This window comes from Piscinibacter sp. XHJ-5, from assembly GCF_029855045.1.
Taxonomy (GTDB): Bacteria; Pseudomonadota; Gammaproteobacteria; order Burkholderiales; family Burkholderiaceae_C; genus Albitalea.
Genome location: NZ_CP123228.1, coordinates 925,953 through 952,375 on the forward strand (window position 1 = coordinate 925,953; position 26,423 = coordinate 952,375).

The following is a 26,423-nucleotide window of genomic DNA, read 5'->3' on the forward strand; positions in this document are numbered from 1 at the left end:
CCTCGCGGTGTTCACGAGAGCCAGCGCTTGCGGCGCTTGTAGCTCTTGACGTCCTTGAAGCTCTTGCGGTCGCCGCCGCCGACGCCGAGGTAGAACTCCTTCACGTCCTCGTTCTCGGCGAGCGCGCTCGCGGCGCCGTCCATGACGATGCGGCCGTTCTCCAGGATGTAGCCATAGTCGGCGTAGCGCAGCGCCATGTTGGTGTTCTGCTCGGCCAGCAGGAAGGTCACGCGCTCCTTGCTGTTCAAGTCCTTCACGATCTCGAACACCTCCTCGACGATCTGCGGCGCGAGGCCCATCGAGGGCTCGTCGAGCAGCACCATCTTCGGATTGGCCATCAGCGCGCGACCGATCGCGCACATCTGCTGCTCGCCGCCGGACGTGTAGGCCGCCTGCGAGGTGCGGCGCGTCTTCAGGCGCGGGAAATAGGCGTAGACCTTCTCCAGCGTCTGCCCCACCGCGGCCTTGCCGTCCTTGCGTGTGTAGGCGCCGGTCATCAGGTTCTCCTCGATGGTCAGGTGGCCGAAGCAGTGGCGGCCCTCCATCACCTGGATGACGCCGCGGTTCACCATCTCGGCGGTCGACAGCGCCTCGATGCGCTCGCCGCGCAGCTCGATGGAGCCCTTGGTCACTTCGCCGCGCTCGCCCGCCAGCAGGTTGCTGACCGCGCGCAGCGTCGTCGTCTTGCCGGCGCCGTTGCCGCCCAGCAGCGCGACGATGCCGCCTTCTGGCACTTGCAGCGACACGCCCTTGAGCACGAGGATCACGTGGTTGTAGATCACCTCGATGCCGTTGACGTTGAGGAGGATGTTGGGGGTTGCGCTCATTCGGGATGTCCGTGGAAAGCGGCCGGGCGGCACGCCCGACCGCTTCGTGGTTCACGAGGCCGTGGAGCCGCAGTCGGACGGTGCGCGGCGCGTCAGCTTCTTCTCGGCTGCGTACTTGTCGGCTGCGGCCTTGACCATCGGCTTGATGATCTGGTCGTCGGCCTGGTACCAGTCGGAGCTGAAGCTCCACTTGGCGCCGTCCCAGGTCTGCACGCGGGCCCATGAGGCGCCCATGTGGTCGGCGCACGAGGTGCTGATCGGCCTCATCACGCCGGCGAAGCCCAGTGCGTCGAGCTTCTTCTGGTCGAGGGCCAGGTTCTCCAGTCCCCAGCGCACCTGCTCGCCCGTGAGCGGCTTCTTGCCGTAGAGCTCCTGCGCGCGCTTGACGCCTTCAACGGCCAGCATCGCGGACATCAGGCCGCGCGTGTACAGCACGGTGCCGACCTCCTCCTTCGGTCCCGTGCCCTGGCCCTTGTCGTGGAGGTACTTGACGACGTCCTGGTGCACCTTCGACATGCCCGCCCCGTGCTGCAGCGCGAGGCCTTGATAACCCTTGGCGCCATCGCCGACGTCCTTCACGTCCGGCTCGGCGGCGGCCCACCACACCCCGTACATCTTGTCGCGCGGATAGCCGGTGGCCACGGCTTCCTTGAGCGCCGTGGAGTTCATGACACCCCAGCCCCAGAGGAACACGTAGTCGGGGCGGCTCTGGCGGATCTGCAGCCAGGCGGCCTTCTGCTCCACCCCGGGGTGGGTGACGGGGATGGTGGTGAGCTCGAAGCCGTGCATCTTGCTGCGCTCGGTCAGCAGCGGGATGGGCTCCTTGCCGTACGGCGAGTCGTGGTAGACGAGCGCGATCTTCTTGCCCTTGAGCTTGTCGGCGCCGCCCTCCTTCTTGGCGATGTGCTGGATCAGCACATCGGCCGCGACCCAGTACGTCCCGGTGAGCGGGAAGTTCCACTTGAAGACGCCGCCGTCGGCGGACTCGGAGCGGCCATAGCCGGCGGTGATCAGCGGGATCTTGTCGGCCGGGGCTTTCTCCGTCAGCGCGAAGGTGATGCCGGTGGACAGCGGCTGGAACACCGTCGCGCCGGTCGGGCCCTTGGCCTTCAGCCGCTCGTAGCACTCCACGCCGCGGTCGGTCGCGTAGCCGGTCTCGCATTCCTCGAAGGTGGCCTTCACGCCGTTGATGCCGCCGTCGCGCGCGTTCACCAGCTTGAGGTAGTCGACGTAGCCGTTGGCGAACGGCACCCCGTTCGGCCCATACGGCCCGGTGCGGTAGACGAGGACAGGAAAGAACTGCTCCTTCGCCTGCGCGAAGGCAGCGGTGCCGACGAGGTTGCCCAGACACAGGGCAGCGGCGCCGGCAGCCAGAGCAAGAGACTTCAGTTTCATGTTTGCCTCCAGAGTTGAAAGAGCACGTTCGCGGCGTGCACAAGTGAAATCAGTGAGGGAAGGGCCACAGCCGCAGCTTCTCCTTGGCAATGGACCACAGCCGGGCGAGCCCGTGCGGTTCGACGATGAGGAAGAAGACGATGAGCGAGCCGAAGATGATCGATTCGAGATGCGAAGCGGTCGCCGTCGAGATCGGGATGCCGAGCATCGCAGGGACCTGGTTCAGCAGGATCGGCAGGATGACGATGAAGGCCGCCCCGAAGAAGCTGCCCATGATCGAGCCCAGTCCGCCGATGATCACCATGAACAGAAGCTGGAACGAGCGGTCGACCGAAAAGGCCGCCGGCTCCCACGAGCCCAGGTGCACGAAGCCCCACAGCGCACCGGCCACGCCGACGATGAACGAGCTGACCGCGAATGCCGTCAGCTTGGCGTAGACCGGACGGATGCCGATGACGCTGGCCGCCACGTCCATGTCGCGCATGGCCATCCACTCGCGGCCGATGGCGCCGCGCACGAGGTTCTTGGCCATGAGCGCGAACAGCGTCACCAGCGCCAGGACGAACAGGTATTTCTGCACCGGCGTCTCGATGGGCACGCCGAACACCTGCAGGTTGGACACGCCGACCGATCCGGACGCCGAGTCGTTGGTGAACCACTTGATGCGCAGGAACGCCCAGTCGACGAAGAACTGCGCCGCGAGCGTCGCCACCGCGAGGTACAGGCCCTTGATGCGCAGGCTCGGGATGCCGAACAGCACGCCGACGGCCATCGCGCACAGTCCGCCCAGCAGCAGCGCGACCAGCAGCGGCATGCCCTCGATGCGCACCATGAAGTTGTAGGCCGCGTATGCGCCGACGGCCATGAAGGCGCCGGTGCCCAACGAGATCTGGCCGCAGTAGCCCACCAGGATGTTCAGCCCGATGGCGGCCAGCGACAGGATCACGAAGGGGATGAGGATCGCCTTGAAGAGATAGGGCGATGCCACCAGCGGCACCACGGCGAACGCGAAGGACAGCGCCAGGAGCAGGAACCAGCGGTCCTGCGCGATGGGAAAGATCTGCTGGTCGGCGCGGTAGGTGGTCTTGAATTGGCCGTTCTCGCGGTAGAGCATCTCGGTCTCCTTGTGTGCTCAGACGCGGTCGATTATTTTTTCGCCGAACAGCCCCTGGGGGCGCACCAGCAGGAACATCAGCGCCATCACGTAGGCGAACCAGATCTCGATGCCGCCGCCGAAATACGGGCCCAGGTAGATTTCCGACAGCTTCTCGCCCACGCCGATGATCAGCCCGCCGATGATGGCGCCGGGCACTGACGTGAGCCCCCCGAGGATGACCACCGGCAGCGCCTTCAGCGCGACCAGCGCCAGCGAGAACTGCACGCCCAGCTTGGAGCCCCAGATGACGCCGGCGACCAGCGCCGCGAAGCCGGCGACCGACCACACGATGACCCAGATGCGCGACAGCGGAATGCCGATCGACTGCGCGGCCTGGTGGTCGTCGGCCACCGCCCGCAGCGCACGCCCGGTGGAAGTCTTCTGGAAGAACAGCGTCAGCACGATCACCAGCGCGGCGGCGATCAAGGAGGCGAACAGGTCCTCCTTGTTGACCAGCACGCCGCCCTGGAAGGTGCTCTCCAGCAGGAACAGCGGATCCTTCGGCATGCCGACATCGATCTTGTAGATGTCCGAGCCGAAGATGGTCTGGCCGAGGCCGTCGAGCACGTAGGCGATGCCGAGGGTGGCCATCAGCAGCGTGATGCCTTCCTGGTTCACGAGCCGGCCGAGCGCGAGCTTCTCGATCAGCCAGGCGACGACGACCATCACCAGCATTGCCAGCAGGAATGCCATCAGCGTCGCCAGCGCCTTGCTCTGCAGGCCGGTCCATTGCGGGATCCATTCCGCGAAGCGCGCCATCGCGAGCGCGGCAAACAGCACCATCGCGCCCTGCGCGAAGTTGAACACGCCCGAGGCCTTGTAGATCAGCACGAAGCCGAGCGCGATCAGCGAGTACAGCATGCCGGCCATCAAGCCGCCGAACAATGCCTCGAGGAAGAATCCCATGGCCGTGCCTTCCGATCAGTGGGTGGTGCCCAGATAGGCACGGATGACGTCGGGATTGCTGCGCACGTGCTCGGGCGCGCCGTCGCCGATCTTCTTGCCGTAGTCGAGCACCACCACGCGGTCCGAGATGTCCATCACCACGCCCATGTCGTGCTCGATCAGCACGATGGTCGTGCCGAACTCGTCGTTGACGTCCAGGATGAAGCGGCACATGTCCTGCTTCTCCTCGACGTTCATGCCGGCCATCGGCTCGTCGAGCAGCAGCACCTTGGGTTCCATCGCGAGCGCGCGCCCGAGATCGACGCGCTTCTGCAGGCCGTACGGCAGGCGGCCCACCGGCGTCTTGCGATAGGGCTGGATCTCGAGGAAGTCGATGATGTGCTCGACGAATTCGCGGTTGCGGATCTCCTCGCGCTCGGCCGGGCCGACGCGGATGGCCTGCAGCAGCAGGTTCGTCTTCATGCGCAGGTTGCGCCCGGTCATGATGTTGTCGAGCACGCTCATGCCCTTGAACAGCGCCAGGCTCTGGAAGGTGCGCGCGACGCCCATCTCCGCCACCTGCCGTGAGTTCATGTGCCGGAAAGTCTTGCCGCGGAAGGTGATCGAGCCCTGCTGCGGCTGGTACACGCCGTTGATGCAGTTCAGCATCGAGCTCTTGCCGGCACCGTTGGGCCCGATGATCGAGCGGATCTCGTGCTCGCGCACGTCGAAGCTGATGTCGGTCAGCGCCTTCACGCCGCCGAAGCTGAGCGAGATGTTGTTGATGTCGAGCACGACATCGCCGATGGACCGCGCACTCATCGGGCTGCCCTCCGCGCTGCGCGCTCCCGGGACGAGGACTTCGGGACGCCGTGCGCACTCATGCGGCCTGCCTCACCGTCGAGAAGGTCTTCGCGTCGCTGATCTTCAGCTCGGCGGCGACCACGCCGGTGCGGCCGTCCTCGAACTTCACCTGGGTCTCGATGTACTGCGAGGTCTTGCCTTCGTACATCGCCTCGACGAGCACCGCGTACTTCTCCTGGATGTAGCCGCGCCGCACCTTGCGCGTGCGGGTGAGCTCGCCGTCGTCGGCATCCAGTTCCTTGTGCAGCACCAGGAAGCGCGTCACCTGGCTGCCGGCGAGCTTGTCGTCGGCAGCGAGGTCGGCATTGACCTTCTCGACGCAGTCCTTGATCAACGCGTAGACCTCGGGCTTCTGCGCGAGGTCGGTATACCCGGCGTACGGCAGGTTGTGGCGCTCCGCCCAGTTGCCCACCGCGTTGAAGTCGATGTTGATGAAGGCGCACACGCGGTCGCGCTTGTCGCCGAAAGCCACCGCCTCCTTGATGTGAGGGAAGAACTTCAGCTTGTTCTCCACGTACTTGGGCGCGAACATCGCGCCGTCATTGGGTCCGCCGACCAGGCGGCCGACGTCCTTCGCGCGGTCGATGATCTTCAGGTGCCCGGTCGCGTCGACGAAGCCGGCATCCCCGGTGCGGTACCAGCCTTCGGGCGACAGCACCTCGTCGGTGGCGACGGCGTTCTTGTAGTAGCCCTTCAGCAGGCCCGGCGATCGGATGAGGATCTCGCCGCTGGTCGTCACCTGCAGCTCCACGCCTTCGCAGGGCACGCCGACCGTGTCGGCCTTGGCCGCGTTGTCGGGCTGCATGCAGACGAAGACCGCCGTCTCGGTGGAGCCGTACAGCTGCTTCAGGTTGACGCCGATGGCGCGGTAGAAGCTGAACAGATCCGGGCCGATCGCTTCTCCCGCGGTGTAGGCCACGCGCACCCGTGACAGTCCCAGCGTGTTGCGCAGCGGGCCGTAGATGCACAGGTTGCCCAGCCCATAGACCAGGCGGTCGGCCAGCCCCACGTGGCCACCGTCCATCAGCGCCGGCCCGACACGGCGCGCGACCGCCATGAACCGATGGAACAGCCAGCGTTTGGGCGCCCCGGCGTCTTCCATGCGGATCATCACGTTGGTGAGCAGGCCCTCGAAGACGCTGGGCGGCGCGAAATAGTAGGTGGGGCCGATCTCCTTGAGGTCGATCATCACGGTGGCCGACGACTCGGGGCAGTTGACGACGTAGCCGCACACCAGCCACTGCGCGTACGAGAAGATGTTCTGCCCGATCCAGGCCGGCGGCAGGTAGGCGAGCACCTCTTCCTCGTGCGTGAGATGGTCGAAGTTGGCGCCGGCGCGTGCACGATTGGTCAAGGTGAAGTGCGTGTGCACCACGCCCTTCGGGTGGCCGGTGGTGCCGGAGGTGAAGAACATCGCGGCGACGTCGTCGGGTTGCGTGAGCCGCACCTGCTCGTCGAAGAAGCCGGCGTTGCGCCGGCCGAAGGCGCGGCCGGCCTCGACCAGCGAATCGAGCGAGTCGAGCCCCGGCTCCTCGTAGTTGCGCAGGCCGCGCGGATCGTCGAACCAGATCCTCGCCAGCTGCGGGCATTGCGTCCGCAGCTCGAGCATCTTGTCGACCTGCTCCTGGTCCTCGACGACGGCGAAGGCGACCTCGGCGTTGTTGATCGGGAACACGAATTCGCCCGCGACCGCGTCCTGGTATAGCGGCACCGGGATGGCGCCGATGGATTGCGCCGCGAGCATCGATGCATACAGCCGCGGCCGGTTGTCGCCGACAACCACGATGTGCTGCCCGCGCTTCAGCCCTGCGTCGGCGAGGCCGTCCGCCAGATCGCGCACGAGCGTGGCGAGCTGCGACCAGGTGGTGGTCTGCCAGATGCCGTATTCCTTCTCGCGCAGGGCGGCCGCCTCGGGCCGTTGCGCTGCGTGTTCAAGCAAGAGGCGGGGAAAGGTCGTCGACACCATCGTCTCCTCCGGAGCGCAGCGGGCTCGAATGGCCCGCAAGCCGTCTCATTGGGGTCGGATGCTAGAGAAGAGTTTGACGCCATGTTGTCGTTGTGACGACAATCCTAGGGACTGTACGAAGCGGACTTTCCCGCAGTGCCATGACCGCTCATTCCACCCATCTGCCGCTCTGGCAGCGGGCCCGACCACTGACGGAAACCGAGTTCGCCGGGATTCCGTGGCTGGCGCTGCTCAGTGCTTCCGAGCAGGAGCGCGCGCGCTCCGTGTTGCGGGCGCTGGTGGCGCAGGCGGGCGATCTGCTCGTTCGCATCGGCAAGCCGCCGACCTACTGGTTCGGCGTCATCGACGGCCTGCTGAAGATGAGCAACGACAGCACGGCCGGGCCGCCCATCACCTTCACCGGCATTCCGCCCGGCGCCTGGTTCGGCGAAGGCACGCTGCTCAAACGCGAGCCCTATCGCTACAACATCCAGGCGCTGCGGCGCAGCACGGTCGCAGGCTTGCCGATCGACGCGTTCCACGAGCTGCTCGAGACCAGCCTGCCGTTCAACCGCTTCGTCGTGAACCAGCTCAACGAGCGCGTCGGGCAGTTCATTGCCGCGCGCGAGATCGACCGTCTGAACGACACCGATTCGCGGGTCGCCCGCGGCCTCGCCGCGATGTTCCATCCGGTGCTCTATCCCGGGGTCGGCGACCTGCTGCGCATCACGCAGCAGGAGCTGGGCTATGTGGTCGGGCTGTCGCGCCAGCGGGTCAACGAAGCCCTGAGCGCGCTTCAGGATCGCGGTCTCATCCGTATCGAATACGGCGGGGTGCGTGTGCTGGACCTGGAAGGCCTTCGCAACGCGATGTTCGAACCGCGGGAGATGGCAGCCTCGTGAACGACGCCGTGCAGGCCCCGGGCCTCACGAGATCAGATTGCGCACTCCTGCCGCCACATGCCCTGACGGCACATGCGCCAGTGCGTTCTCGATGTGCCCGGTCTGGTCGTCGAAAAAGAAGTCGGGCTCGAACTCGCGCAGGAACTCGCCCTTGGGCAGCCCGCCGAGGAACATCGCCTCGTCGACCTCGATGTTCCAGCCCATCAGCGTGCGCACCGCACGTTCGTGGGCCGGCGCGCTGCGTGCGGTGACGAGCGCGGTGCGGATGCGCATGGTGTCCGACGGTTCGCGCTGCAGGCGGTGCAGCGCTTCGAGCAGCGGCTTGAACGGACCGGCGGCCAGCGGCGTCTGGGCGCGGTCGAGCTCGTGGCTCTGGAAGGCGTCGAGACCGTCGCGCTGGTACACCTGCTCGGCCTCGTCGGAGAACAGCACGGCGTCGCCGTCGAAGGCGATGCGCACTTCGTTCGGATGGTCGGTGGACGCCCTCGCCGACTGCGGGAACACACGCGCCGCCGGCACGCCGGCCGAAAGTGCCGATCGCACGTCGGGCTCGTTGGTCGACAGGAACAGGTTGGCCGACAGCGGGCGCAGGTAGCGCCAGGGCGACTGCCCGCGGGTGAACACGCCGCGCTGGATCGGAAGCCCGTAGTGCTTGGCGGAGCGGAACACGCGCATTCCCGACACCGGGTCGTTGCGAGAGAGGATGACCACCTCGACACGCTGCGCGTCGACGGCATTGAAGGCGAGCAGCTTGTTGACCAGCGAGAACGCGACACCGGGCTTGGCCGGGCTGTCGACTCGCTCGAGCTGCAGCCGCATGTAGGCACGGTCGTCCGAGGCTTCGAAGACCTGGTTCTCTTCCTCGAAGTCGAACAGGGCGCGCGACGAGATGGCGACGACGAGCTGGCCGTCCAGTGAAATGGGCATGCGGGGATGATACGGAAGCGCACCTGGAAGGAGGATCATCCGCAGCATGACGAAGCCGCTCGCGCACCTGAGCCTTGCGCTGCCCCCGGGCACGCAGCGCACGCTGGAATCGTTGATCCACAACTCGGTCTGGGGACGCATGCTCACGCCGCAGGAGATCGACCGCGTCGTGGTCGAGTCCTTCGAGCGGCAGGTGCCGGCCGGCAGCTTCGTCGGCCGCATGGGCCAACCGGTGGAGCACTGGATGGGCGTGATCGACGGCCTGATGAAGATGTCGGTCATCTCGCCCGACGGCAAGGTCTCCACGCTCACCGGCATGAGCAGCGGCGGCTGGTTCGGTGAAGGCTCGCTGATCAAGCGCGAGCCGCGCCGCTACGACGTGGTGGCGCTGCGGCCGTCGCGCGTCGCGCTCGTGCCGCATGCGACCTTCGAGCGGCTGCGCAATACCAGCCTGCCGTTCAACCATCACCTGCAGAACCTGTTGAACGCGCGCCTCAGCCTGTTCATCGGCATGCTGGAGTACGACCGCCTGCTCGGCACCGATGCCCGCGTCGCGCGCTGCATCGCGACGCTGTTCAATGCCGACCTGTATCCCGAACCGCGCGCCTACGTCGACCTGCGCCAGCAGGAGATCGCGCTGCTGTGCGGCGTTTCGCGCCAGCGCACGAACGTGGCGCTGCGCACGCTGCAGGAGTCCGGGCTGCTTCGCGTCGAGCCGCGCGGCGTCACGGTGCTCGACCTCGACGGCCTGAGGAACTTCGCCGGCGTGGGCGCTTAGCCCGCAGTGCTCCTCCCGGTCGCTACTGCACGAAGCCGATGCTGCTCCTGCGCGGCCCGCCTTCAGGCAGGTCCGCCGGCAACACGTGGTCCCGGCGGTCGAGCTTGGCGTTGCCGAAGGCCGTCATCCAGGCGCGGCGCATCTCGCGCGGCGCCAGCTCGCTCATGCGGTCGAGCACGTCGGCGCGCGGCTCGGGCGCGAAGCGCGAGCCCCAGTCGTGGTCCGCGCGGATGCTGCGATACAGCTTGGCCGCGATGTGCCGCGCGGCGTCCCGGTCCGGCGCATGCACCTCGTAGACGTTCATCCGGTTCAGGATGGGGTCGGGGATGTTTCGGGCGTCGTTGGCAGTGGCCACCCAGATCACCTGGCTCGCGTCGATCGCCACCTCGGCGAACTCGTCCGTGAAGGCCTCGGCGGTGTCGTGCTCGAGCAGGCTGTACAGCGCGCCGAGGGGATCGTAGGCGTGCTCGCCCCCGGCCTTGTCGATCTCGTCGACGACCATCACCGGGTTGGCGTACTGGCCGTCCACCAGCGTCTCGAACACCTTTCCCGGGCGCGCACCCTTCCACTGGCTGGATGCGCCCGACAGCACCCAGCCGGCCGTCATCGAGCTCATCGAGATGAAACCCATGCCGGTGCCGAGCAGGAGGGACAGCTCGCGGGCGAAGTAGGTCTTGCCGACACCCGGGGGGCCGAGCAGAAGCAGTGGGGTGATCTCCAGCGCGTCGTGGCTGTCCTCGCACAGCGCGAGCTGGCGGCGCACGTCGTCGAGAACCTCGGAAAAATTGGGCAGGTCATCGTACAGGTGGTCCATCACCGGCAGGCCGGACGGCTTGACCTGGAAGCGCTCGGAGCCCTTCTCCAGCATGCGCTCGTAGGTGGCGCGCAAGCTTTCATGCTCCTTGGGCGCCAGCTTGTCGAGCTTGCGGCCCACTTCGTCGACCCGGTAGACGTGCCGCATGCGGGCGATCGGTATGCCCCGACGCGACAGGGGGACGAGATCCTTGGAATCACCCATGGTGAACCTCCGAGCCAACTGCTTCAACCGATTCGAGCAGAGCATGCCCAAATCCGGCCGCGGAAAAAAGCCGTGGAAACCGCCTCTGTTGCTATGCAGATTGCGTGCCCGCAGTTGAGTTCCCGCGGCCGCGGCGGCGGTTCAACCCGTTCTAGGGGCTAGGCGCAATGGGCGCGACCCGGGAATCAGCGCACCCAGGTGTTCAGCTGGATGATGGGCATCAGCACGGCGAGCACGATGAGCATGACCACGCCGCCCATCGCCACGATCAGCAGCGGCTCGAGGATGGTCGCCAGCTGCATCGCCCGGCGTTGCACTTCGGCCGCGAGCTGCTTGGCGGCCCGATCAAGCATGCGCGGCAGCTGGCCGGTCTGCTCGCCGAGGCGGCAGAACATCGCCAGCAGGCCCGGAAATCGCTTCTTTCCCGCGAGCGCCGAGGCCAGCGGCGCGCCTTCGCGCACCTGCACCAGCGCTTCGAGCGCATCGGCGCGCATCGCCCGGTTGGACAGCGTTTCCGCCGCGGCCTGCAAGGCCTTGAGGATGGGCACGCCGGCGCCGGCGAGCATGGCCAGCGTGCCGGCGAAGCGGGCGGCGTTGTAGCCGCGCGAGAGCCGGCCGACCAAGGGCAAGCCGAGCCAGCCGGAGTCGAAGCGCTCGCGGAAGGCTTCGTTGCGCAGCATCAACGTCAGCCCCACGAAGCCGGCCAGGATCGCAAACAGCAGCAGCCAGCCGTACGAGCGCAGGAACGCGCTGATCGCGAGCATCGCAACGGTCAGCCCGGGCAGGGCGCGCTTGGAGCTGGCGAACACCGACGCGACCTGGGGCACGACGTAGGTGACGAGAAAGATGACGATGACGATGGCGATCAGCGAGACGATGGCCGGATAGAGCGTGGCCCCGATCAGCTTGGTCTTCAGCGCCTGTCGCTCCTCCAGGTCGTCGGCCAGGCGCTCGAGCACCTGACCGAGCGCGCCGCTTTGCTCGCCCGCTGCGACGACCCCGCGGTACACGTCGTCGAACTCCCGCGGCGCGCCGGCGAGCGCGCGCGCGAAGGGCGAGCCGGCGTTCACTTCCGAGCGCAGGTGCGCGACCAGCTCCCGTTGCTTGGGGTCCTCGGCCTCGTCGCTCAATGCGGTCAGCGAGCGCTCGAGCGGCAAGCCGCTGCCGACGAGCCCGGCGAGCTGGCGGGTCCACACTGCCAGGCCGGTGGACGAGAACACACGGCGCCCGAAGCGTGCGCCGGCGCTGCCGGCGACGGCGGCCGCGACCTGCTTGACGTCGAGCGGTACCAGCGACTGCGCGCGCAGCTGCGCGCGCGCGGCGCGCGCGTTGTCGGCTTCGAGCAGGCCGGTGGTGGCCTTGCCGGTGGCGTCGAGGGCTTCGAACTTGTAGGCGGGCATGTAACCTGCGGCAATGCCGTCATTCGCGCGTGACGCGCATCACTTCCTCCGGCGACGTGAGGCCTTCGGACACCAGCCGTTCGCCGTCTTCGCGCATCGACCGCAGGCCGCCTTCCTCTGCCGCCACGAACAGCTGCGATTCGGCGGCGCGGCTGTGGATCAGCGAGCGCACCTTCTCGTCGGCGACCATTAGTTCGTACACGCCGGTGCGGCCCTTGTAGCCGCTCTGGCCGCACTGCGCGCAGCCGACCGGGTGGTAGCGCCCACGCGCGTCCGCCTTCTTGCAGGCGGGGCACAGCTTGCGCACCAGCCGCTGCGCCAGCACGCCCAGCAGGCTGGAGCTGAGCAAAAAAGGCTCGACGCCCATGTCGGTGAGCCGCGTGACGGCCGATGGCGCGTCGTTGGTGTGCAAGGTGGCCAGCACGAGGTGGCCGGTGAGCGAGGCCTGGATCGCGATCTGCGCGGTCTCGAAGTCGCGGATCTCGCCGATCATGATGACGTCGGGGTCCTGGCGCAGGATGGCGCGCAGCGCCTTCGCGAAGGTGAGGTCGATCTTCGGATTGACTTGGGTCTGGCCGATGCCGGCAAGCTCGTATTCGACCGGATCCTCCACCGTCAGCACGTTGGTCGTCGCGGTGTCGACGCGCCCGAGCGACGCATACAGGGTGGTCGTCTTGCCCGAACCGGTGGGGCCGGTGACCAGCACGATGCCGTGCGGCTGCTGGATCAGGTTGTGGAACTTGGACAGCACCTCGCCGTCCATGCCCAGCGATTCGAGGGTGAACTTGGACTCGCCCTTGTCGAGCAGACGCAGCACCGCGCGCTCGCCGTGCGCCGACGGCAGCGTGGACACCCGCACGTCGACCGCGCGGCCGCCGATGCGCAGCGAGATGCGGCCGTCCTGCGGCAGGCGCTTCTCGGCGATGTCGAGCTCGGCCATGATCTTCAGTCGCGAGATGAGCGCGGCGTGCAGCGCCTTGTTGGGCTGCACGATCTCGCGCAGCGTGCCGTCGACGCGAAAGCGCACCGAGCTCGACCGCTCGTACGGCTCGATGTGGATGTCGGAGGCGCCGTCCTTCGCCGCCTGCGTCAGCAGCGCGTTGAGCATGCGGATGATCGGCGCGTCGTTGGCGGCCTCGAGCAGGTCCTCGACCGCCGGCAGCTCCTGCATCATGCGGCTCAGGTCGACCGCGCTCTCCACCTCGCCGATCACCGTGGCGGCGCTCGACTCGCCGCCCGCATACGCCTTGGCGATGCGGTTGGTCAGCGTGGCGGCCGCCTCGCGCTCGAGCGCGTCGACGTCGTACATGCGCAGCACTTCGCTCAGCGCTGAAAGCTGCACCGACTCGGGCGCCCACAGCACGAGCTGCGTGCCGTCGTCCTCGAGCAGCAGCGTGTGGGCCTTGGCGAAGGCGTACGGAAGCGGATGGCGAGCGCCCATGGCGGCTCCTCAGTTGGTCGGCGCGCTGCTGCCGCCTTCCGGCGCGCTGGCCGCCGGGCGCGGCGACAGCGGAACCGGCCTGGGTGCGAGCGGCACGGCCGAGGCCGGTGCCTCGGCCGGCGGCATCACCGGCGATTCGTTGATGGGCATGACGAAGCTTCGCGCGGGCTGCGCGTTCTGCTGCATGCCGCGGATGTAGTCGTATCGGTCGGTCGACAGCTTGGTGGAGCCGTCCGAGTCGCGCAGCACCACCGGGCGCAGGAACACCATCAGGTTGGTGCGCCGGCGCTCGCGGCTTTCGCTGCGGAAGAGACCGCCCACCACCGGCAGGTCGCCGAGCAGCGGCACCTTGGAGTGGTTGTGGTCGAAGCGGTCCTCGATCAGGCCGCCCAGCACCAGGATCTGGCCGTCGTCGACGACCACGGTCGACTCGATGGAGCGCTTGCTCGTGGTGGGTCCAGCCGAGCTGGTGCCGGTGGCCTGCGCGATCACGTCGGAGCTTTCCTGGTAGATCACCATGCGCACGGTGCCGTTCTCGCCGATCTGCGGCTTGATGCGCAGCGTGATGCCCACGTCCTTGCGCTCGATGGTCTGGAACGGGTTGGTGGTGCCGGTGCCGGTGCTGGTGAACTGCCCGGTCACGAACGGAACGTTGCGGCCGACGACGATCTTCGCCTCCTCGTTGTCCAGCGTCACGAGGTTCGGCGTGGACATGATGTTGGCGTTGCTCTTGGTCTGGATCAGGCGCGCGATCGCCGACAGCGCATAAGTGCCGCTGAAGTTGCGCACCAGCCCGATGTTCAGGCCGTCGCCGATGGTCGCGTCGCCGGTGCCTCGGGCAGCCAGGTTCAGGTTGACGATGCCGGGCGTGTTGCCGGTGGGCAGGTTGGTGCCGACCACGCCGATGTTCTTGTCGCCTTCCTTGCCGATGATGCCCAGCCACTGGAAGCCGAACTCGGCCACGTCGCCGCCGGTGACCTCGACGATCAGGCTCTCGATGTAGACCTGTGCGCGGCGCGAGTCGAGCTGGTCGATCATCGCGCGCAGCTGGCGGTACATCGGCTCGGGCGCGGTGATGATCAGCGAATTGGTGGCGGGGTCGGCCTGCACGAAGCCGCCGGTCGACGGCGTGGGCGAGCTCGCCACCGGTGTGGTGGCCTGCGGCGATGCGGCCTGCTGGCCGGCGGCGCCCGGCGTGACGGGCGCCGCCGCTGTCGGCGAGGCCGTCGTCGGCGACGTCCCGCCAGCCCCGCCACCGGAGCTGTAGGCCGCGCGCAGCACGGACGCCAGCTTCACGGCGTCGGCGTTCTTCAGGTACACGACCCAGATGTTGCCCAGCGGATTGGGGCCGCTGATCGGCCGGTCGAGCTTGGCCACCAGGGTGCGGATCGAATTCATGCGGGCCGGATTGGGCGCGCGCACCAGCAGCGAGTTGCTGCGCGGATCGACCAGCACCGAGGCCGAGCCGACACCGGCCACGCCGGGCACCGCTGCCCCGGCCACCGCAGGATCGGTGAGCCGCTGCACGAGCACCGCGATGTCGGAGGCGATCGCGTGCTGCAGCGAGATGACCTCCACGTCGCCTGCGGCCGGCGTGTCCATGGCGGCGATGATCTTGCCCAGGCGCGTGAGGTTCTCGGCGTAGTCGGTGATGATCAGCGAGTTGGTGCCCGGGTTGGCGTTGATCGTGTTGTTGGGGCTGATCAGCGGCCGCAGCACCGGCACCAGGTTGTTGGCGCTCTCGTGGTTCAGCTTGAAGATCTGCGTGATGACCTGGTCGCCGCGCCGGTTCACGTCGCCAACCGACACGGTGCCGGCCTGCAGCTTGGCGTCGGCCTCCGGGACGACCTTGAAGATGCCGCCCGACTCGACCACCGTGAAGCCCAGGCCGCGCAGCGCGGCGAGGAAGTTGAGGTAAGCCTCGCGCGGCGTGAGCGCTTCTTCGCTGTACAGCGTGATCGTTCCCTTGACGCGCGGGTCGACGACGAACTGCTGCTTCAGGATCGCCGCCATCGCGCGTGTGACGCCCTCGATGTCGGCGTTGACGAAGTTCAGCGTCACCGCGTCGCCGCCCCTGATGCGCGGATTGGGCGATTGCGCGAAGGTGGCGGGTGCGGTGAGCAACGACAGGCAGAGCACGCCGGTCAGGCTGCGCGTCGCAAGCTGCCGAAGCACGGGCAGCCGGGCCGTCGTGGGTTTGCGTTGCTTCATGGTCATCCGATCGAAATGACGGACCGTGCACCTTCGCGCCGGCCGATGATGTTCAGGAGATTCGACAGCGCCGCGTCGTCGCCCTTCGCGGCGCGTGCCTCGCCGCGAAAGCGCACGCCGCCGGCGCCCCAGGTGCCGCTGCCGGTGAGCTGCAGCGCGCCTTCGAGGGTGGACAAGTTGAGCTGCGAGGTGCCCGCGCTCGCCGCGTCGCCGTTGAGAGTGAGGCGGTAGCTGCCCAGCGAATCGAGCGTCGACAGGCGCGACGAGGCGTTGACCAGTTCGACATCGGCTCTTCCGCGCACCAGCGTGCGGCCTTCGACGGTCTCGAAGGTGATGCCCGGCGAGGTGAGGCGGATCGATCCGCCGAGCTGCAGCGTGTTGAAGGGCGTGCCCAGCCCGCCCAGCCAGGCGCTCGGCCACTGGCCGATCCATCCGCCTTGCGACGGCACCAGTGTCACGTTCATGCGGCCCAGGCCCGGCCTCAACTCCAGGACGACGGTGCCGTTGAGGCAGCACGCCTGGCTGGCGCGCAGCTCGAACCCGAGGCCCTTGACACCGAGTGTCCACTCCATGCGGCCGGGCAGGGCGCTGGCGTCGCGGCTGCCGGGACCGCCGGTCAGCACCGGCACGGCGCTGCCGGACCAGATGGTGCCGCGTGCGTCGGCCAGCAGGAGACGTTGATTGGTGGCAGAGGCCACGGCGCCGGCGAGCCAGGCGGCCGGCGCAAAGGCGACGAGGCCGATCAGCAACCCGACCACCGCCCCGGCAACACCCCAACGCATGGCCGCGCTGCGCGACTTGTCCCATTGCAGCTCGGCGTAGGTGGATTCCCCCCAGCCGGTGGCCGCGACGGTGTTGGCCCACCCGCGGCGTGAGCCCTTGCGGCCGATCAGGGTGCGAATCACGAGCCGGCTCCCAGGGTGACGACCACCAGTCCGGCGTAACCGTCGGGCGTGCGCGTGAGCTGCACGTCGATCGGGCGCGCGCGGGCGGCGCTGCGCGCCTCCCCCAGCCAGTCGCGCAGCGCTTCCCCCGACACCCCGGACAGCGTGAGCGTGGCACGCTCGCCCTGGAATGCCAGCGAGGCCTTGTCGCCGAGCCGCTCGGTGGCTGCCTTCAGCGGCGCCACCGCCTGGGCCGGCGACACCGACGGTGCGCCCTTCACGCCCTTGGCGTCGGCAGCCAGGCGCTGCATCTGCTGCAGCTGAACCTCGATGCGGTCGAGCTCCGCCGGTGCGTCGCGTACCACCCGCCAGGCCGGCGCGACGAGCAGGCTCCAGGCGATGAAGACGACGAGCAGCGCGCCGCCGACGCCCAGCGCCAGCCTTTCGCGCGGCGCGAAGCTGCGCCAGCGTGCGCGCGCCTGGGTGCGCAGGCTTGCGAAGGCCGGCGGCAAGGTGACAGCGCGTGCATTCATCGTGGTCCTCCGGTGCCGACGCGCGTGATGCTGACGCGGCCGTCAGGCCCCTTGTCGGCCTGCCAGCCGGCGGGGCGCAGCCGGCTGCGGAACTGCTCGAGATGGGTTTGAGCCCAGCTGGGTGCCGACAGCGACAGCCGGCCGTTCTCGTAGCGCAGGTTGTCCACCGGGGGTTGGTCGGCCGGCCAGGCCATCGCGGCGGCCTGCATCATCGGCTCGAAGTCGGTGTCGCCGGGCTTGCCTGCAGCCAGCCGCAGGGCATCGGCTTCGCGCTGCATGACCAGCAGCGGGGCGCGGCGGATCTCGTTCTCGCTCAGCTTCGGAAAGGCGGTCTTCACGACCCCCAGCACCGCCTCGCGCCGCGACTCGATCGCCGAGCGCTGGTGCAGCGCCCACAGGTTGAGCCCGATGATGTTGGCGGCGATCAGGCCGACGAGCCCCCAGCGCACGGGACGCCAGGCCGGACTCATGAACTGACGCATCCCGTCGCGCAGCGCACGCGTGCCGCGGTTGCGTCGTGCGAAGTCGAACTGGCGCAGGTTCCACAGCGTGCGCGCGGCCTGCAAAAGGCGCTGCGCCGGCGGCATGACGTTGACGGTGGTACCCAGCCATTGCTCGGCGGCCGCGGCGGCCCCGGGCGTGGCGCTCCAGCGCGTGCCGTGCGGGGCCGGGCGCGGGACGACGGCGCGCGCCAGCCCGCCGTGCAGCCGCAGGCAGGCCACGCCCTCGGGATGCGACCAGGTGAGCGAGATGCCCTCCTCACCGCCGTTGTGCTGCGAGTCGGTCTCGGCGAAGTGGCCGCCGGGCGGATCGTCCGGCCAGGCCGACGGCACGATGCGGTCGACGAAGACGTTTGCCTGCTCCAGTGCAGCCAGCTCGGCGCGCAGCCAGGCGCGATCGATGCTCGCCACCCAGGTCGGCTGTCCCGCAGCCGCATCCGGCGCGACGGCGAAGTGCGTGAGCTCGGCGTCTTCGAGCACCGCTTCCTCGAGCAGGCCGACCAGCGCCGCGCGCAGGCGCGCGGCCGGGGCCTTTGGCAGCGTGATGCGGTGCCAGCTCACGTCGGCGTCAGCGAGCACGGCGACCACGCTGTCCGCCTTGGGCAACAGCGATGCCGCGCATTGGCCCTGAGCCTCCAGCACGAGACCGTCGGGCGTCAGCGCGTAGCTGTATTCGTCGGTCAGGCGGGCGCTGTCGGGCGCGGTCGCGCCGTCGACGCGGGCGCGCAATCGTTGACGGGGAGCGATCTGGATGACGAGAAGCGACATGTGGACGAGGCGCTGGCAGCGCCCGGCAGGCTACGACGATTGTAGGGGGCTAAGAACTACAATCCTTAACAAATCAATGACTTACGGCATGTTGTTGGAGATGGCCTCAGCATGGTGAACACGCGGGTCGGGATCAGCCGGAAAGCGCCTCACGGCTCATTTCGCGCCGGCGCGACAGCGGAATGATGTCGATTCCACGCCGTTCCACCAGCGAGCTTTCCTCCAGTACCCGGTCCTCCAGTCGCAGCCGGCCGCGCACTTCGAAGAACTTCGAGACAACGAAGGCCCGCGCCTGCGACAGCGACTGGGCGGTGGTCGCCGGAAGCACAGCCTTGATGTCGTCGAGCGTCTTGAACGGCTGCCGCTGGCGCGTCTGCACCATGCGCTCGGCCGTGCCCAGGTCGAGGTTGTCGATGGCGGCGACCAGCACTTCCTTGGGGGCGGTGTTGACGTTGACCGCGGTGCGCTCGGGCAGCAGCACGACATAGGCCTCCATCTTCTGCACGCTTTCGGCATCGATGCCCAGCCACGCCAGTTGCTCGATGCTTTGCGGCATCAAGGGCGCATTGGCCGACTTGTTGTTGGAGTCCGGCGGCGCGAGGGCGCCGCGCAATCCCTCGGCGATGGTGACGGCCAGATCCGGCGCGACGTTGATCGCCTGGAACAGGCGCTTCAGGCCTTCCAACTCGGCCGGGACGATCGCGTTCTGGTCGATCAGGTTGCGCAGGTTGTAGCGCGACTGCGCGTCGGTGATGCTGCCGGACAGAAAGGCCTCCGGTGCGTCGTCGGCATTGTTCTTGTCGACGGCGAGGAAGGTGGACAGCCGTGCCTCGGCCAGCGGAACCGCCCACGGCTCGCCGAGGTGGTCCACCTGGGCACTGGCCTTCGCATCCTCGCGCAGGATCAGCTTCGCCCAATCGAGTGCGCCGTTGAGGATCCACGCCGACTGCAGACGGGCCCGCTCGGCGGACTCGATCTGCACGGCTCGCCACTGCTGCCACACCATGGCCGCCGACAGCGTGGCGACCAGCGTGACGATGATCATCGCGGTCAGCAGCGCCGCGCCGCGCTCGCGATGCTGCGTGGGAGGCGCGATCCTTTTCATCGGCTCAGGGCCCGATCGCGATGTCGCGCGTCAGGCTGCCGGTGATCTGGGGGCCACCGAACTCGATCACGAGCCGCACGCCGTTGGGCAGTCCCTGGCCGGTGGATTGGCAGTTGGACCAGGCGTTGCCGCGAAACGCATAACACTGCCATTGCGCCACGCCCGTCAGCGTGCGCAGCTGGCCGACTTCGTTGCCCTGGAACTGCTGCGTGCGCATCCAGGTCTCCTGCAGCTCGTTGCCGCGCGTGCTCGGCGGTCCGGCCCAGCGCTGCAGCAGTCCGGCGCCCGGATTGGCTTCGGGGCCGGGACGCAGCGACCACGCCACGACCTGCAGGCCGCGCTCGGCCCGCCGCGTGATGCGCAGCGTGGCACCGTCGAAGGTGATGCCCGGCACGGCGGGCGACTCCTGCACGGCGGCCAGGTCCTGCTCGAGCTGGCCGATGACAGTGTTCAGGCGCAGCGTCTGCTCCAGGCGCCCCTGGCTGGCTTCGCGTGTGCGGACGATGCCGTCGACGCCCTGCCAGGCCATCACGGCGAGGATCGCCATGACCATCATCGCGACCATCACCTCGACCAGCGTGAAGCCGCGCGAACGTTTCGAGGCGCTGGGGCTCATCGCGAAGGCAGCACCGTGGAGATGCCGAGCACCGGCTGTCCGGCTTCGGTGGAGATCTGCGCGTCGACGCGGCGGAAGTTCGGGTTGGGCGTCGGCCGCACGACGAGCTTGCCGCGGTAGTTGTGGCCGATCTGCTCGCAGGAGAACTCGCTGTCGCCGATCTGCAGCGCCGGCCGGGCCAGCCGCAAGCCGACCAGCTGGTTGTCGGCGCACCATTGGGCGAGGCTCACGTCGGTGAGGCGCTCGGCGTTGTCGGCCAGCGCGCCGGCCGCCTTGATGCCGGCGCCCAGCGCGATGGCGACGATGGCCAGCGCCACCATCACTTCGATCAGCGTGAAGCCGCTCGCGCCGCGCCGCGGGTTCATTCGGTGCCCACTTCGAAAGGCCCGAGGCCATCGGTGGCCAGCGTCAGCCGGCGGTCCTCCAGGCTCAGCACGATGCGCTGCGCCGGGATCAGCGGCTCCGGTCCCAGCACGACGGCGCGCGCGCCGACGATGTCGGCAGTCACGCCTTCATTGAGCCAGTGGTCGGGCAGGGCGTTGGTGGCGGGCAATCCGACGAAGCGAAAGCCCGTGGTGCTGCTCGCGCTGCTGCGCGGTTCCCAGCGCACCGCGAGTCCGGAAGCGCGTGCCTCGGCGCGTGCCGATTCGAGCAGCGCCGCGAGGCGCGCGCCTTCCTGCTCGAGTCGATTGGCGGTGGGATCGCGCAGCGCCAGGCTGGCCAGGCCGGACGCGATGGCGATCAGTGCGACCACGACCAGCAGCTCGACGAGCGTGAAGCCTCGGTGTCGCAGCTTCGCGCCCATCGCAGCCGCCGCATGCCTCACTGCCAGGAGCCGATCTCGGCGTCCTTGCCTTCGCCGCCGATCGCGCCGTCCGCGCCGAAGCTGTAGACGTCGATCTCGCCCTTCACCCCAGGGTTGGCGTACTGGTAAGGCCGTCCCCACGGATCGTTGGGCAGCTTGTCGACGTAGGGCTTCCAGTTCGGCGGGATGGGGCCGGAGGTCGGCTTGACGACCAGTGCTTGCAGACCCTGCTCGGTGGTCGGATAGCGCTGGTTGTCCAGCTTGTAGAGCTTCAGCGACTGCATCAGTCGATTGACGTCGGTTCGCGCGGCGGTGACGCGGGCGTCGTCGGCGCGGTCGAGCACGTTCGGAACGATCAGCGCGGCCAGCACGCCGATGATGACAAGCACCACCATCAGCTCGATCAAGGTGAAGCCGCGACGGCGGCGAATCGCGCGCGTCGGCACGGTGGAAGTTCTTGTCATCGTTGCGTTTCCTGACGGCGCCGAGCCGGCGCGTTGAGCCCGTTGAATGATAATCGCCGCATGCCGGCAAGACTGTCCGCTTTTGTGATCTGGGCCCTGGTTGCCGCGTGCGCGGTTTTCTGGGGCCTGCGTCTGGCGGTGCGCGCGCCCAGCGCCCCGGTGCACACGGTGGCGGTGGGCGACTCGGCGCCGGTGCGAGCCGATCTGACGCGGCTGTTCGGTGCGCCGCCCGTGGCCGCCATGCCCAGCGCGCAAGCTCCTGCGCTGGCGTCTCGCTTCCAGCTCACCGGCGTGATGGCGCCCAAGGCGCCCGGAGATCATGGCGTCGCGCTGATCGCCGTCGACGGCAAGATGCCGCGCGCATACCGGGTGGGGTCTGCCATCGACGGCGAGCTGGTTCTGCAATCGGTCAGTCTGCGTACCGCGGCCATCGGACCGGCGCGCGGCGCCACCGCCGTCGTGCTCGAAGTTCCCCCTCTGCCCGTCGCCGCCACCGGCACCTTGCCGGCGCCGATGCCGATCACGCCGCCGGCGGCCGGTCCCGTGCCGCCGATGCCGGTGCCGCCTACACCCGTGGCGCCGGTATCGCCGGCGGCCCCGCCGACGATGCCGGGGGCTGTGGCGACGCCGGGAGCTGTGCCCGCTTCACCCGGTGTCGTGCCTGCGATGCCCGGCGGCGCCCGCGGGCCGCTGCAGTCGCGCAGCGCGCCTGGCACCACGCCGCGGGAGATGCAGGAACGCTCGCCCGCGGTTCAGTAAGGCGGTCTCAGAACTTGCTGGTGGTTTCGGTGGGCTCAGCCGGATGCGTCGGGCCGGGGTCCTCGCCTTCGGCCACTTCGGTCAGCAGCGCCGCCGCGCTGCGCACCAGCGGCCAGGCCAGCGTCGCTCCGGTGCCGTCCAGGCTCTCCATCCCGAGCTCGAGCAGCGCCGAGGTGTGGAACAGCGACAGCGCGACATCCAGTCCCTGGTGGCTGTGGCTGCGACAGTAGACGCAGTAATCGGTGACAGCCGGCGCAATGCGCGAAGCCACCATCAACGCCGCGCAAGCCGGCATGCCGTCGGCAATGATGAGGTGCCGCTTGCTGCCGGCGACCAGCATCACGCCGACCATCAGCGCGATCTCGAAGCCGCCGAAGGCGGCCAGCACCTCGACCGGATCCGTGACGTCCTTGTGCCGGCCTTGCGCTCCGTACAGCACCATCTGGAGATGATTGAGGTCCTCTTCGTTCATCGCCGGCCCGGCGGTGACGAGGTCGCGCACGTTTGCGCCCGTCAGGCGGGACAGCACGAGCGCCGCGCTTTCGTTGGAGCCGACGCCGATTCCCGCGCAGGCCACGACATTGCCCGGAAGCGCGTCGCCGATCTCCATGCCGGCGCGAATGGCCGCGTGCGCCTGGTCGAGCGACATGGCTGCGGTCACGCGCGCGTTGCGCGTGCCGTGCGCGATCTTGCGCGCCAGCAGGCGGGCATGTGGAGCGACCGCTTCGGAAACGCCGCAGTCCACCACCGACAGTTCCAGGCCCTGGATGCGAGCGAACACCGATACCGGCAGCTGCGATGTCAGCAGGTTGTGCACGAGCTTGGACGTCGACATGCGTCCGGGCGCCGCAATGCCATCGACCGCCAGGCCGTGGTCCGCCGCGAACAGCGCGAGCTGTGGCGCACGAAAGCGCGGTTTCAGCGTGTTCTGGATGAGCCCGAGACGGATGGCAAGCGGCTCGAGCTCGCCGAGCGCGCCAGTGGTTTCGCTGCGGCGCTTGAGCTTGTCCCGCAACGCCTGTTCGAGCGTCGGGTTGGTCGTCGGTGCGATCAGCGAGCGGTTGACGGACATGGGCACCCGGTGATGGTGATGCGGCGGCCGCCGCTTCTGGCGTCGATTGTGGGGCCGGGGGATCGCCGGAGGCAAACGGCGCTGTTGCGCCGAATCACCTCAGGAAGAGCCGATACACCGGGTTGTCGGTTTCGTCCTCGCACGGATAAGCCAGCGTGTCGAGGAACTCGCGGAACGCCTTCTTGTCCTGCCTGGGGACCTGGATCCCGACGAGGATGCGTCCGTAGTCGGCACCCTGGTTGCGGTAGTGGAACAAGCTGATGTTCCACTCCGGATGCATGCTCGACAGAAAGCGCATCAGCGCCCCCGGACGCTCGGGGAACACGAAGTGGTACAGGCGCTCGTCGTGCGCGAGCTCGGTGCGGCCGCCGACCATGTGGCGCACGTGCTGCTTGGCCAGCTCGTCGTGGGTGAGGTCGATGGTGGGAAAGCCGTGCCGTTCGAAGTTGCGTGCGATCTTCTCCGACTCGCCGCGGCTCGAGGTGGAGATGCCCACGAAGACGTGCGCGAGCCTGGCGTCTGAGATGCGGTAGTTGAATTCGGTCACCGACCGCGGGCCGATCAGCTCGCAGAAGCGCTTGAAGCTGCCGCGCTCCTCGGGGATCGTGACGGCGAACAGCGCCTCGCGCTCCTCACCGACTTCGGCACGCTCGGCGACGAAGCGCAGCCGGTCGAAATTCATGTTGGCGCCGCAGGTGATCGCGACGAAGGTGCGGCCTTTGAGCTTGTGCGTTTCGACGTACTGCTTGATTGCCGCCACGCCGAGCGCGCCGGCGGGTTCGAGGATGCTGCGCGTGTCCTCGAAGACGTCCTTGATGGCGGCGCAGACGGCGTCGGTGTCGACGACGACGAAGTCGTCGACCAGCTCGCGGGCGAGGCGGTACGTCTCCTCGCCGACCATCTTCACGGCGGTGCCGTCGGAGAACAGCCCCACGTCGCTGAGCTGCACCCGCTTGCCGGCCTTGACGGATCGCACCATGGCGTCGGAGTCTTCGGTCTGCACGCCGATCACCTGGATCTCCGGCCGCACCGACTTGATGTAGGCCGCGACGCCAGCGATGAGACCACCGCCACCGATGGCAACGAACACCGCGTCCAGCGGGCCCTGATGCTGGCGCAGGATCTCCATCGCGATCGTGCCCTGGCCGGCAATGACGTCAGGATCGTCGAACGGATGCACGAACGTCAGGCCGTGCTCGCGCTCCAGCTCCAGGGCATGCAGGTACGCGTCGGAGTAGCTCTCGCCGTGGAGCACGACCTCGCCGCCGAGCGAGCGCACCGCGTCCACCTTGACGCGGGGCGTGGTGACCGGCATCACGATCATCGCGCGGCAACCCAGGCGCTTCGCGCCCAGCGCGACGCCTTGCGCGTGATTCCCGGCCGACGCGCAGATCACGCCGCGCTGAAGCTGCTCGGGCGACAGGTGCGCCATCTTGTTGTAGGCGCCGCGAAGCTTGAAGCTGAAGACCGGCTGACTGTCCTCCCGCTTGAGCAGCACCTGGTTGCCCAGACGCTTGGACAGGCTGCGCGCCGGCTCGAGCGGCGTCTCGTGGGCCACGTCGTACACCCGGGCTGTCAGAATCTTCTGCAGATACGCCGTCAAGGGTAGGGGACGGGAAGCGCTGCCGCCGGACCGGCTCTTCTTCGGGCTCTGCTGCGCGCCTGAGCGGCCGGCCATCGAGATCTCCTGGGGGATGTTTTGGGGCGCCGGATCATACGTCAGCGTGTCGCGGTGGCCGGGGCAAGAAAAAGGCCCAAGGCATTGCTGCCTTGGGCCGAATCCACCAATGGAGGAGGTGGAGGAGACAACCGGCTGGAACGGTGGAATCGTGGTGTCGATTCGCAAGCCCTTCCAATGCGATCCAGTGTAGTCCCTCCTTTGCTGCGCCGCAATATTTATCGGCCCGTTTGGCTAGGCTGGCGCGTCGAAAATACGTGACGCGATGCACAATTCGCACCTGCGTCAGGATTTCGCCCCTCTTTCGTGCGGCACGCACAGGATCCGATCATGGAATGCACCGTCAATTGGGTTGCCGCCACCGGCATGGCGTTCGTCGCGGAGACCGGCAGCGGCCATGTGCTCGTGATGGACGGGGCGCCGGACGGCGGCGGGCGCAACCTGGCGCCGCGACCGATGGAAACGGTACTCGCGGGTACCGCCGGCTGCACCGCGTACGACGTCGTGCTGATTCTCAAGCGCGGGCGGCATCAGGTGTCTGGTTGCCAGGTGAAGGCGACATCGGAGCGCGCCGCCGCGGACCCCAAGGTCTTCACCAAAATCCACCTGCACTTCACCGTCAGCGGCCAGGGCCTGGCCGAATCGGCAGTCGAGCGCGCCATCCACCTGTCGCACGAGAAGTACTGCTCGGCCACCATCATGCTCGGCAAGACGGCCGAGATCACGACCTCCTTCGAGATCGTGGCCGCGTAGCGGCGCTCCTTCACACCCGGTACGCGGTCGTCGTCATCACCTTGGCCGCCGCGCGCATCGCCCAGCGCACCGGCGGCGGCAGGTCGGCGGCCCCTGCCTGCTGGGCGTCGACCGCGTGGCGTGCCTCGTCCTCCTTCATCTGCCGCACGATGGCGAGCGAGCGTTCATCGTGCGCGGGCAGGGCGTTGAGATGGCCTTCGAGGTGCTGCTCGACCTGTCGCTCCGTCTCGACGACGAAGCCCAGGCTGGTCGCGTCGCCGATCCGGCCGGCCACGAGGCCGATGGCGAAAGCGCCGGCGAACCACAGTGGGTTGAGGATGCTGGGCGAGGCCCCGAGTTCGTCCAGGCGTTGCTGCGTCCATGCGAGGTGATCGGTCTCTTCGCGCGCCGCGCGGTCGAAGTGCTGCTTCAGCCGCGGATCGCGTGTGGTGAGCGCCTGCGCCTGGTACAGCGCCTGCGCACACACCTCGCCGACGTGATTGACGCGCATGAGGCCGCCCGCGTGGCGGCGGTCCGCTTCGGACAGCCTTTCATCATCGGGACCCAGGTGCTGCGAAGGCGATGCGCGACCCGCGTGATTGGCGCCGCTCAATGTGCGCAAGACGTTGTCGGCGGCGACGAGCAGACGGTCCATCGTTGTTCAGCCAGGGCGGTCAAGACCGACTCAGCATAGCGCAGCCACGACGCTGCTTTCACCCAGTGAGATGCGCCGCGGCGCGTGATTCGGGCTGCCGTCG

Annotated in this window: 26 protein-coding genes; 4 read left to right on the forward strand and 22 right to left on the reverse strand. The window is 68.2% G+C overall.

Annotated features, from left to right (window positions below):
* Positions 1 to 11: 11 nt before the first annotated feature.
* From P7V53_RS04395 to P7V53_RS04420, 6 genes are read right to left on the reverse strand one after another with little or no spacing between them, the layout of a single operon-like run.
* Positions 12 to 827, reverse strand: a complete 816-nt coding sequence (locus P7V53_RS04395; protein ID WP_280154263.1) for an ABC transporter ATP-binding protein — start codon at positions 825 to 827, stop codon at positions 12 to 14.
* 51 nt (positions 828 to 878) lie between these two features.
* Positions 879 to 2,222 carry an ABC transporter substrate-binding protein gene (locus P7V53_RS04400; RefSeq protein WP_280154264.1) on the reverse strand — a complete coding sequence of 448 codons (1,344 nt, stop codon included), beginning with the start codon at positions 2,220 to 2,222 and terminating at the stop codon, positions 879 to 881.
* A 49-nt stretch (positions 2,223 to 2,271) separates the two neighbouring features.
* Positions 2,272 to 3,336 carry a branched-chain amino acid ABC transporter permease gene (locus tag P7V53_RS04405; protein ID WP_280154265.1) on the reverse strand — a complete coding sequence of 355 codons (1,065 nt, stop codon included), beginning with the start codon at positions 3,334 to 3,336 and terminating at the stop codon, positions 2,272 to 2,274.
* 18 nt (positions 3,337 to 3,354) lie between these two features.
* Positions 3,355 to 4,284, reverse strand: a complete 930-nt coding sequence (locus P7V53_RS04410) for a branched-chain amino acid ABC transporter permease (RefSeq protein WP_280154266.1) — start codon at positions 4,282 to 4,284, stop codon at positions 3,355 to 3,357.
* A 15-nt stretch (positions 4,285 to 4,299) separates the two neighbouring features.
* Positions 4,300 to 5,085 (reverse strand): ABC transporter ATP-binding protein, encoded by a 786-nt coding sequence (locus P7V53_RS04415; protein ID WP_280154267.1) that lies wholly within the window; start codon positions 5,083 to 5,085, stop codon positions 4,300 to 4,302.
* 58 nt (positions 5,086 to 5,143) lie between these two features.
* On the reverse strand, positions 5,144 to 7,090 hold the full coding sequence (locus tag P7V53_RS04420) for an AMP-binding protein (RefSeq protein ID WP_280156431.1): 1,947 nt from the start codon (positions 7,088 to 7,090) through the stop codon (positions 5,144 to 5,146).
* Positions 7,091 to 7,233: 143 nt separating this feature from the next.
* Here P7V53_RS04420 and P7V53_RS04425 point away from each other — a divergent pair, with 143 nt between their 5' ends.
* Positions 7,234 to 7,974, forward strand: a complete 741-nt coding sequence (locus P7V53_RS04425) for a Crp/Fnr family transcriptional regulator (protein ID WP_280154268.1) — start codon at positions 7,234 to 7,236, stop codon at positions 7,972 to 7,974.
* A gap of 24 nt (positions 7,975 to 7,998) precedes the next feature.
* Here P7V53_RS04425 and P7V53_RS04430 read toward each other — a convergent pair whose 3' ends face one another.
* Entirely contained in the window at positions 7,999 to 8,901 is a 903-nt protein-coding gene (locus P7V53_RS04430) for a 5'-nucleotidase (RefSeq protein ID WP_280154269.1), read from the reverse strand.
* Positions 8,902 to 8,947: 46 nt separating this feature from the next.
* Here P7V53_RS04430 and P7V53_RS04435 point away from each other — a divergent pair, with 46 nt between their 5' ends.
* The gene (locus P7V53_RS04435) at positions 8,948 to 9,679 is read left to right on the forward strand and encodes a Crp/Fnr family transcriptional regulator (RefSeq protein ID WP_280154270.1); all 732 of its coding nucleotides are present in this window, start codon (positions 8,948 to 8,950) and stop codon (positions 9,677 to 9,679) included.
* Positions 9,680 to 9,701: 22 nt separating this feature from the next.
* Here P7V53_RS04435 and P7V53_RS04440 read toward each other — a convergent pair whose 3' ends face one another.
* From P7V53_RS04440 to gspG, 12 genes are all read right to left on the reverse strand, one after another.
* Positions 9,702 to 10,697 carry an AAA family ATPase gene (locus P7V53_RS04440; RefSeq protein ID WP_280154271.1) on the reverse strand — a complete coding sequence of 332 codons (996 nt, stop codon included), beginning with the start codon at positions 10,695 to 10,697 and terminating at the stop codon, positions 9,702 to 9,704.
* Between the two features lie 185 nt (positions 10,698 to 10,882).
* Entirely contained in the window at positions 10,883 to 12,097 is a 1,215-nt protein-coding gene (gene gspF / locus P7V53_RS04445) for a type II secretion system inner membrane protein GspF (RefSeq protein ID WP_280154272.1), read from the reverse strand.
* Positions 12,098 to 12,116: 19 nt separating this feature from the next.
* The gene (gspE, locus tag P7V53_RS04450; RefSeq protein WP_280154273.1) at positions 12,117 to 13,538 is read right to left on the reverse strand and encodes a type II secretion system ATPase GspE; all 1,422 of its coding nucleotides are present in this window, start codon (positions 13,536 to 13,538) and stop codon (positions 12,117 to 12,119) included.
* Between the two features lie 9 nt (positions 13,539 to 13,547).
* On the reverse strand, positions 13,548 to 15,749 hold the full coding sequence (gene gspD / locus P7V53_RS04455) for a type II secretion system secretin GspD (RefSeq protein ID WP_280154274.1): 2,202 nt from the start codon (positions 15,747 to 15,749) through the stop codon (positions 13,548 to 13,550).
* 2 nt (positions 15,750 to 15,751) lie between these two features.
* Positions 15,752 to 16,654 (reverse strand): type II secretion system protein N, encoded by a 903-nt coding sequence (gene gspN / locus P7V53_RS04460; RefSeq protein WP_280154275.1) that lies wholly within the window; start codon positions 16,652 to 16,654, stop codon positions 15,752 to 15,754.
* Positions 16,651 to 17,166 carry a type II secretion system protein M gene (locus P7V53_RS04465; RefSeq protein ID WP_280154276.1) on the reverse strand — a complete coding sequence of 172 codons (516 nt, stop codon included), beginning with the start codon at positions 17,164 to 17,166 and terminating at the stop codon, positions 16,651 to 16,653. The genes gspN and P7V53_RS04465 overlap by 4 nt, the downstream gene beginning before the upstream one ends.
* On the reverse strand, positions 17,163 to 18,434 hold the full coding sequence (gspL, locus tag P7V53_RS04470; RefSeq protein WP_280154277.1) for a type II secretion system protein GspL: 1,272 nt from the start codon (positions 18,432 to 18,434) through the stop codon (positions 17,163 to 17,165). Before gspL ends, P7V53_RS04465 begins: the two co-directional genes overlap by 4 nt.
* 133 nt (positions 18,435 to 18,567) lie before the next feature.
* Positions 18,568 to 19,539, reverse strand: a complete 972-nt coding sequence (gspK, locus tag P7V53_RS04475; RefSeq protein WP_280154278.1) for a type II secretion system minor pseudopilin GspK — start codon at positions 19,537 to 19,539, stop codon at positions 18,568 to 18,570.
* 4 nt (positions 19,540 to 19,543) lie between these two features.
* Positions 19,544 to 20,155 carry a prepilin-type N-terminal cleavage/methylation domain-containing protein gene (locus P7V53_RS04480; protein WP_280154279.1) on the reverse strand — a complete coding sequence of 204 codons (612 nt, stop codon included), beginning with the start codon at positions 20,153 to 20,155 and terminating at the stop codon, positions 19,544 to 19,546.
* The gene (gene gspI, locus P7V53_RS04485; protein ID WP_280154280.1) at positions 20,152 to 20,520 is read right to left on the reverse strand and encodes a type II secretion system minor pseudopilin GspI; all 369 of its coding nucleotides are present in this window, start codon (positions 20,518 to 20,520) and stop codon (positions 20,152 to 20,154) included. Before gspI ends, P7V53_RS04480 begins: the two co-directional genes overlap by 4 nt.
* Positions 20,517 to 20,960 carry a prepilin-type N-terminal cleavage/methylation domain-containing protein gene (locus P7V53_RS04490; RefSeq protein WP_280154281.1) on the reverse strand — a complete coding sequence of 148 codons (444 nt, stop codon included), beginning with the start codon at positions 20,958 to 20,960 and terminating at the stop codon, positions 20,517 to 20,519. The genes gspI and P7V53_RS04490 overlap by 4 nt, the downstream gene beginning before the upstream one ends.
* 17 nt (positions 20,961 to 20,977) lie before the next feature.
* Positions 20,978 to 21,424, reverse strand: a complete 447-nt coding sequence (gene gspG / locus P7V53_RS04495; protein ID WP_280154282.1) for a type II secretion system major pseudopilin GspG — start codon at positions 21,422 to 21,424, stop codon at positions 20,978 to 20,980.
* Positions 21,425 to 21,484: 60 nt separating this feature from the next.
* On the opposite strand from gspG, the gene P7V53_RS04500 reads away from it, so the two are divergent.
* Entirely contained in the window at positions 21,485 to 22,183 is a 699-nt protein-coding gene (locus P7V53_RS04500) for a type II secretion system protein N (RefSeq protein WP_280154283.1), read from the forward strand.
* Between the two features lie 7 nt (positions 22,184 to 22,190).
* Here P7V53_RS04500 and P7V53_RS04505 read toward each other — a convergent pair whose 3' ends face one another.
* Both P7V53_RS04505 and ilvA read right to left on the reverse strand, forming a co-directional pair.
* Positions 22,191 to 23,255 carry a nicotinate-nucleotide--dimethylbenzimidazole phosphoribosyltransferase gene (locus P7V53_RS04505; protein ID WP_280154284.1) on the reverse strand — a complete coding sequence of 355 codons (1,065 nt, stop codon included), beginning with the start codon at positions 23,253 to 23,255 and terminating at the stop codon, positions 22,191 to 22,193.
* Between the two features lie 94 nt (positions 23,256 to 23,349).
* Positions 23,350 to 24,933 (reverse strand): threonine ammonia-lyase, biosynthetic, encoded by a 1,584-nt coding sequence (gene ilvA / locus P7V53_RS04510; protein WP_280154285.1) that lies wholly within the window; start codon positions 24,931 to 24,933, stop codon positions 23,350 to 23,352.
* A gap of 330 nt (positions 24,934 to 25,263) precedes the next feature.
* Here ilvA and P7V53_RS04515 point away from each other — a divergent pair, with 330 nt between their 5' ends.
* Positions 25,264 to 25,686: an OsmC family protein gene (locus tag P7V53_RS04515; RefSeq protein ID WP_280154286.1), complete on the forward strand. Its 423-nt coding sequence runs from the start codon at positions 25,264 to 25,266 to the stop codon at positions 25,684 to 25,686.
* Between the two features lie 10 nt (positions 25,687 to 25,696).
* Here the strand turns inward: P7V53_RS04515 and coq7 are convergent, their stop codons facing one another.
* A complete protein-coding gene (gene coq7, locus P7V53_RS04520; RefSeq protein ID WP_280154287.1) occupies positions 25,697 to 26,320 on the reverse strand; it encodes a 2-polyprenyl-3-methyl-6-methoxy-1,4-benzoquinone monooxygenase in 624 nt (207 codons plus the stop codon).
* Positions 26,321 to 26,423: the final 103 nt, after the last annotated feature.

Excerpts from the sequence above, each read along its gene's own strand:
- P7V53_RS04395 (WP_280154263.1), bottom strand. The coding sequence starts at position 827 with ATGAGCGCAACCCCCAACATCCTCCTCAACGTCAACGGCATCGAGGTG.
- P7V53_RS04400 (WP_280154264.1), bottom strand. The coding sequence starts at position 2,222 with ATGAAACTGAAGTCTCTTGCTCTGGCTGCCGGCGCCGCTGCCCTGTGT.
- P7V53_RS04405 (WP_280154265.1), bottom strand. The coding sequence starts at position 3,336 with ATGCTCTACCGCGAGAACGGCCAATTCAAGACCACCTACCGCGCCGAC.
- P7V53_RS04410 (WP_280154266.1), bottom strand. The coding sequence starts at position 4,284 with ATGGGATTCTTCCTCGAGGCATTGTTCGGCGGCTTGATGGCCGGCATG.
- P7V53_RS04415 (WP_280154267.1), bottom strand. The coding sequence starts at position 5,085 with ATGAGTGCGCGGTCCATCGGCGATGTCGTGCTCGACATCAACAACATC.
- P7V53_RS04425 (WP_280154268.1), top strand. The coding sequence starts at position 7,234 with ATGACCGCTCATTCCACCCATCTGCCGCTCTGGCAGCGGGCCCGACCA.
- P7V53_RS04430 (WP_280154269.1), bottom strand. The coding sequence starts at position 8,901 with ATGCCCATTTCACTGGACGGCCAGCTCGTCGTCGCCATCTCGTCGCGC.
- P7V53_RS04435 (WP_280154270.1), top strand. The coding sequence starts at position 8,948 with ATGACGAAGCCGCTCGCGCACCTGAGCCTTGCGCTGCCCCCGGGCACG.
- P7V53_RS04440 (WP_280154271.1), bottom strand. The coding sequence starts at position 10,697 with ATGGGTGATTCCAAGGATCTCGTCCCCCTGTCGCGTCGGGGCATACCG.
- gspF (WP_280154272.1), bottom strand. The coding sequence starts at position 12,097 with ATGCCCGCCTACAAGTTCGAAGCCCTCGACGCCACCGGCAAGGCCACC.
- gspE (WP_280154273.1), bottom strand. The coding sequence starts at position 13,538 with ATGGGCGCTCGCCATCCGCTTCCGTACGCCTTCGCCAAGGCCCACACG.
- gspD (WP_280154274.1), bottom strand. The coding sequence starts at position 15,749 with ATGAAGCAACGCAAACCCACGACGGCCCGGCTGCCCGTGCTTCGGCAG.
- P7V53_RS04465 (WP_280154276.1), bottom strand. The coding sequence starts at position 17,166 with ATGAATGCACGCGCTGTCACCTTGCCGCCGGCCTTCGCAAGCCTGCGC.
- gspL (WP_280154277.1), bottom strand. The coding sequence starts at position 18,434 with ATGTCGCTTCTCGTCATCCAGATCGCTCCCCGTCAACGATTGCGCGCC.
- gspK (WP_280154278.1), bottom strand. The coding sequence starts at position 19,539 with ATGAAAAGGATCGCGCCTCCCACGCAGCATCGCGAGCGCGGCGCGGCG.
- P7V53_RS04480 (WP_280154279.1), bottom strand. The coding sequence starts at position 20,155 with ATGAGCCCCAGCGCCTCGAAACGTTCGCGCGGCTTCACGCTGGTCGAG.
- gspI (WP_280154280.1), bottom strand. The coding sequence starts at position 20,520 with ATGAACCCGCGGCGCGGCGCGAGCGGCTTCACGCTGATCGAAGTGATG.
- P7V53_RS04490 (WP_280154281.1), bottom strand. The coding sequence starts at position 20,960 with ATGGGCGCGAAGCTGCGACACCGAGGCTTCACGCTCGTCGAGCTGCTG.
- gspG (WP_280154282.1), bottom strand. The coding sequence starts at position 21,424 with ATGACAAGAACTTCCACCGTGCCGACGCGCGCGATTCGCCGCCGTCGC.
- P7V53_RS04500 (WP_280154283.1), top strand. The coding sequence starts at position 21,485 with ATGCCGGCAAGACTGTCCGCTTTTGTGATCTGGGCCCTGGTTGCCGCG.
- P7V53_RS04505 (WP_280154284.1), bottom strand. The coding sequence starts at position 23,255 with ATGTCCGTCAACCGCTCGCTGATCGCACCGACGACCAACCCGACGCTC.
- ilvA (WP_280154285.1), bottom strand. The coding sequence starts at position 24,933 with ATGGCCGGCCGCTCAGGCGCGCAGCAGAGCCCGAAGAAGAGCCGGTCC.
- P7V53_RS04515 (WP_280154286.1), top strand. The coding sequence starts at position 25,264 with ATGGAATGCACCGTCAATTGGGTTGCCGCCACCGGCATGGCGTTCGTC.
- coq7 (WP_280154287.1), bottom strand. The coding sequence starts at position 26,320 with ATGGACCGTCTGCTCGTCGCCGCCGACAACGTCTTGCGCACATTGAGC.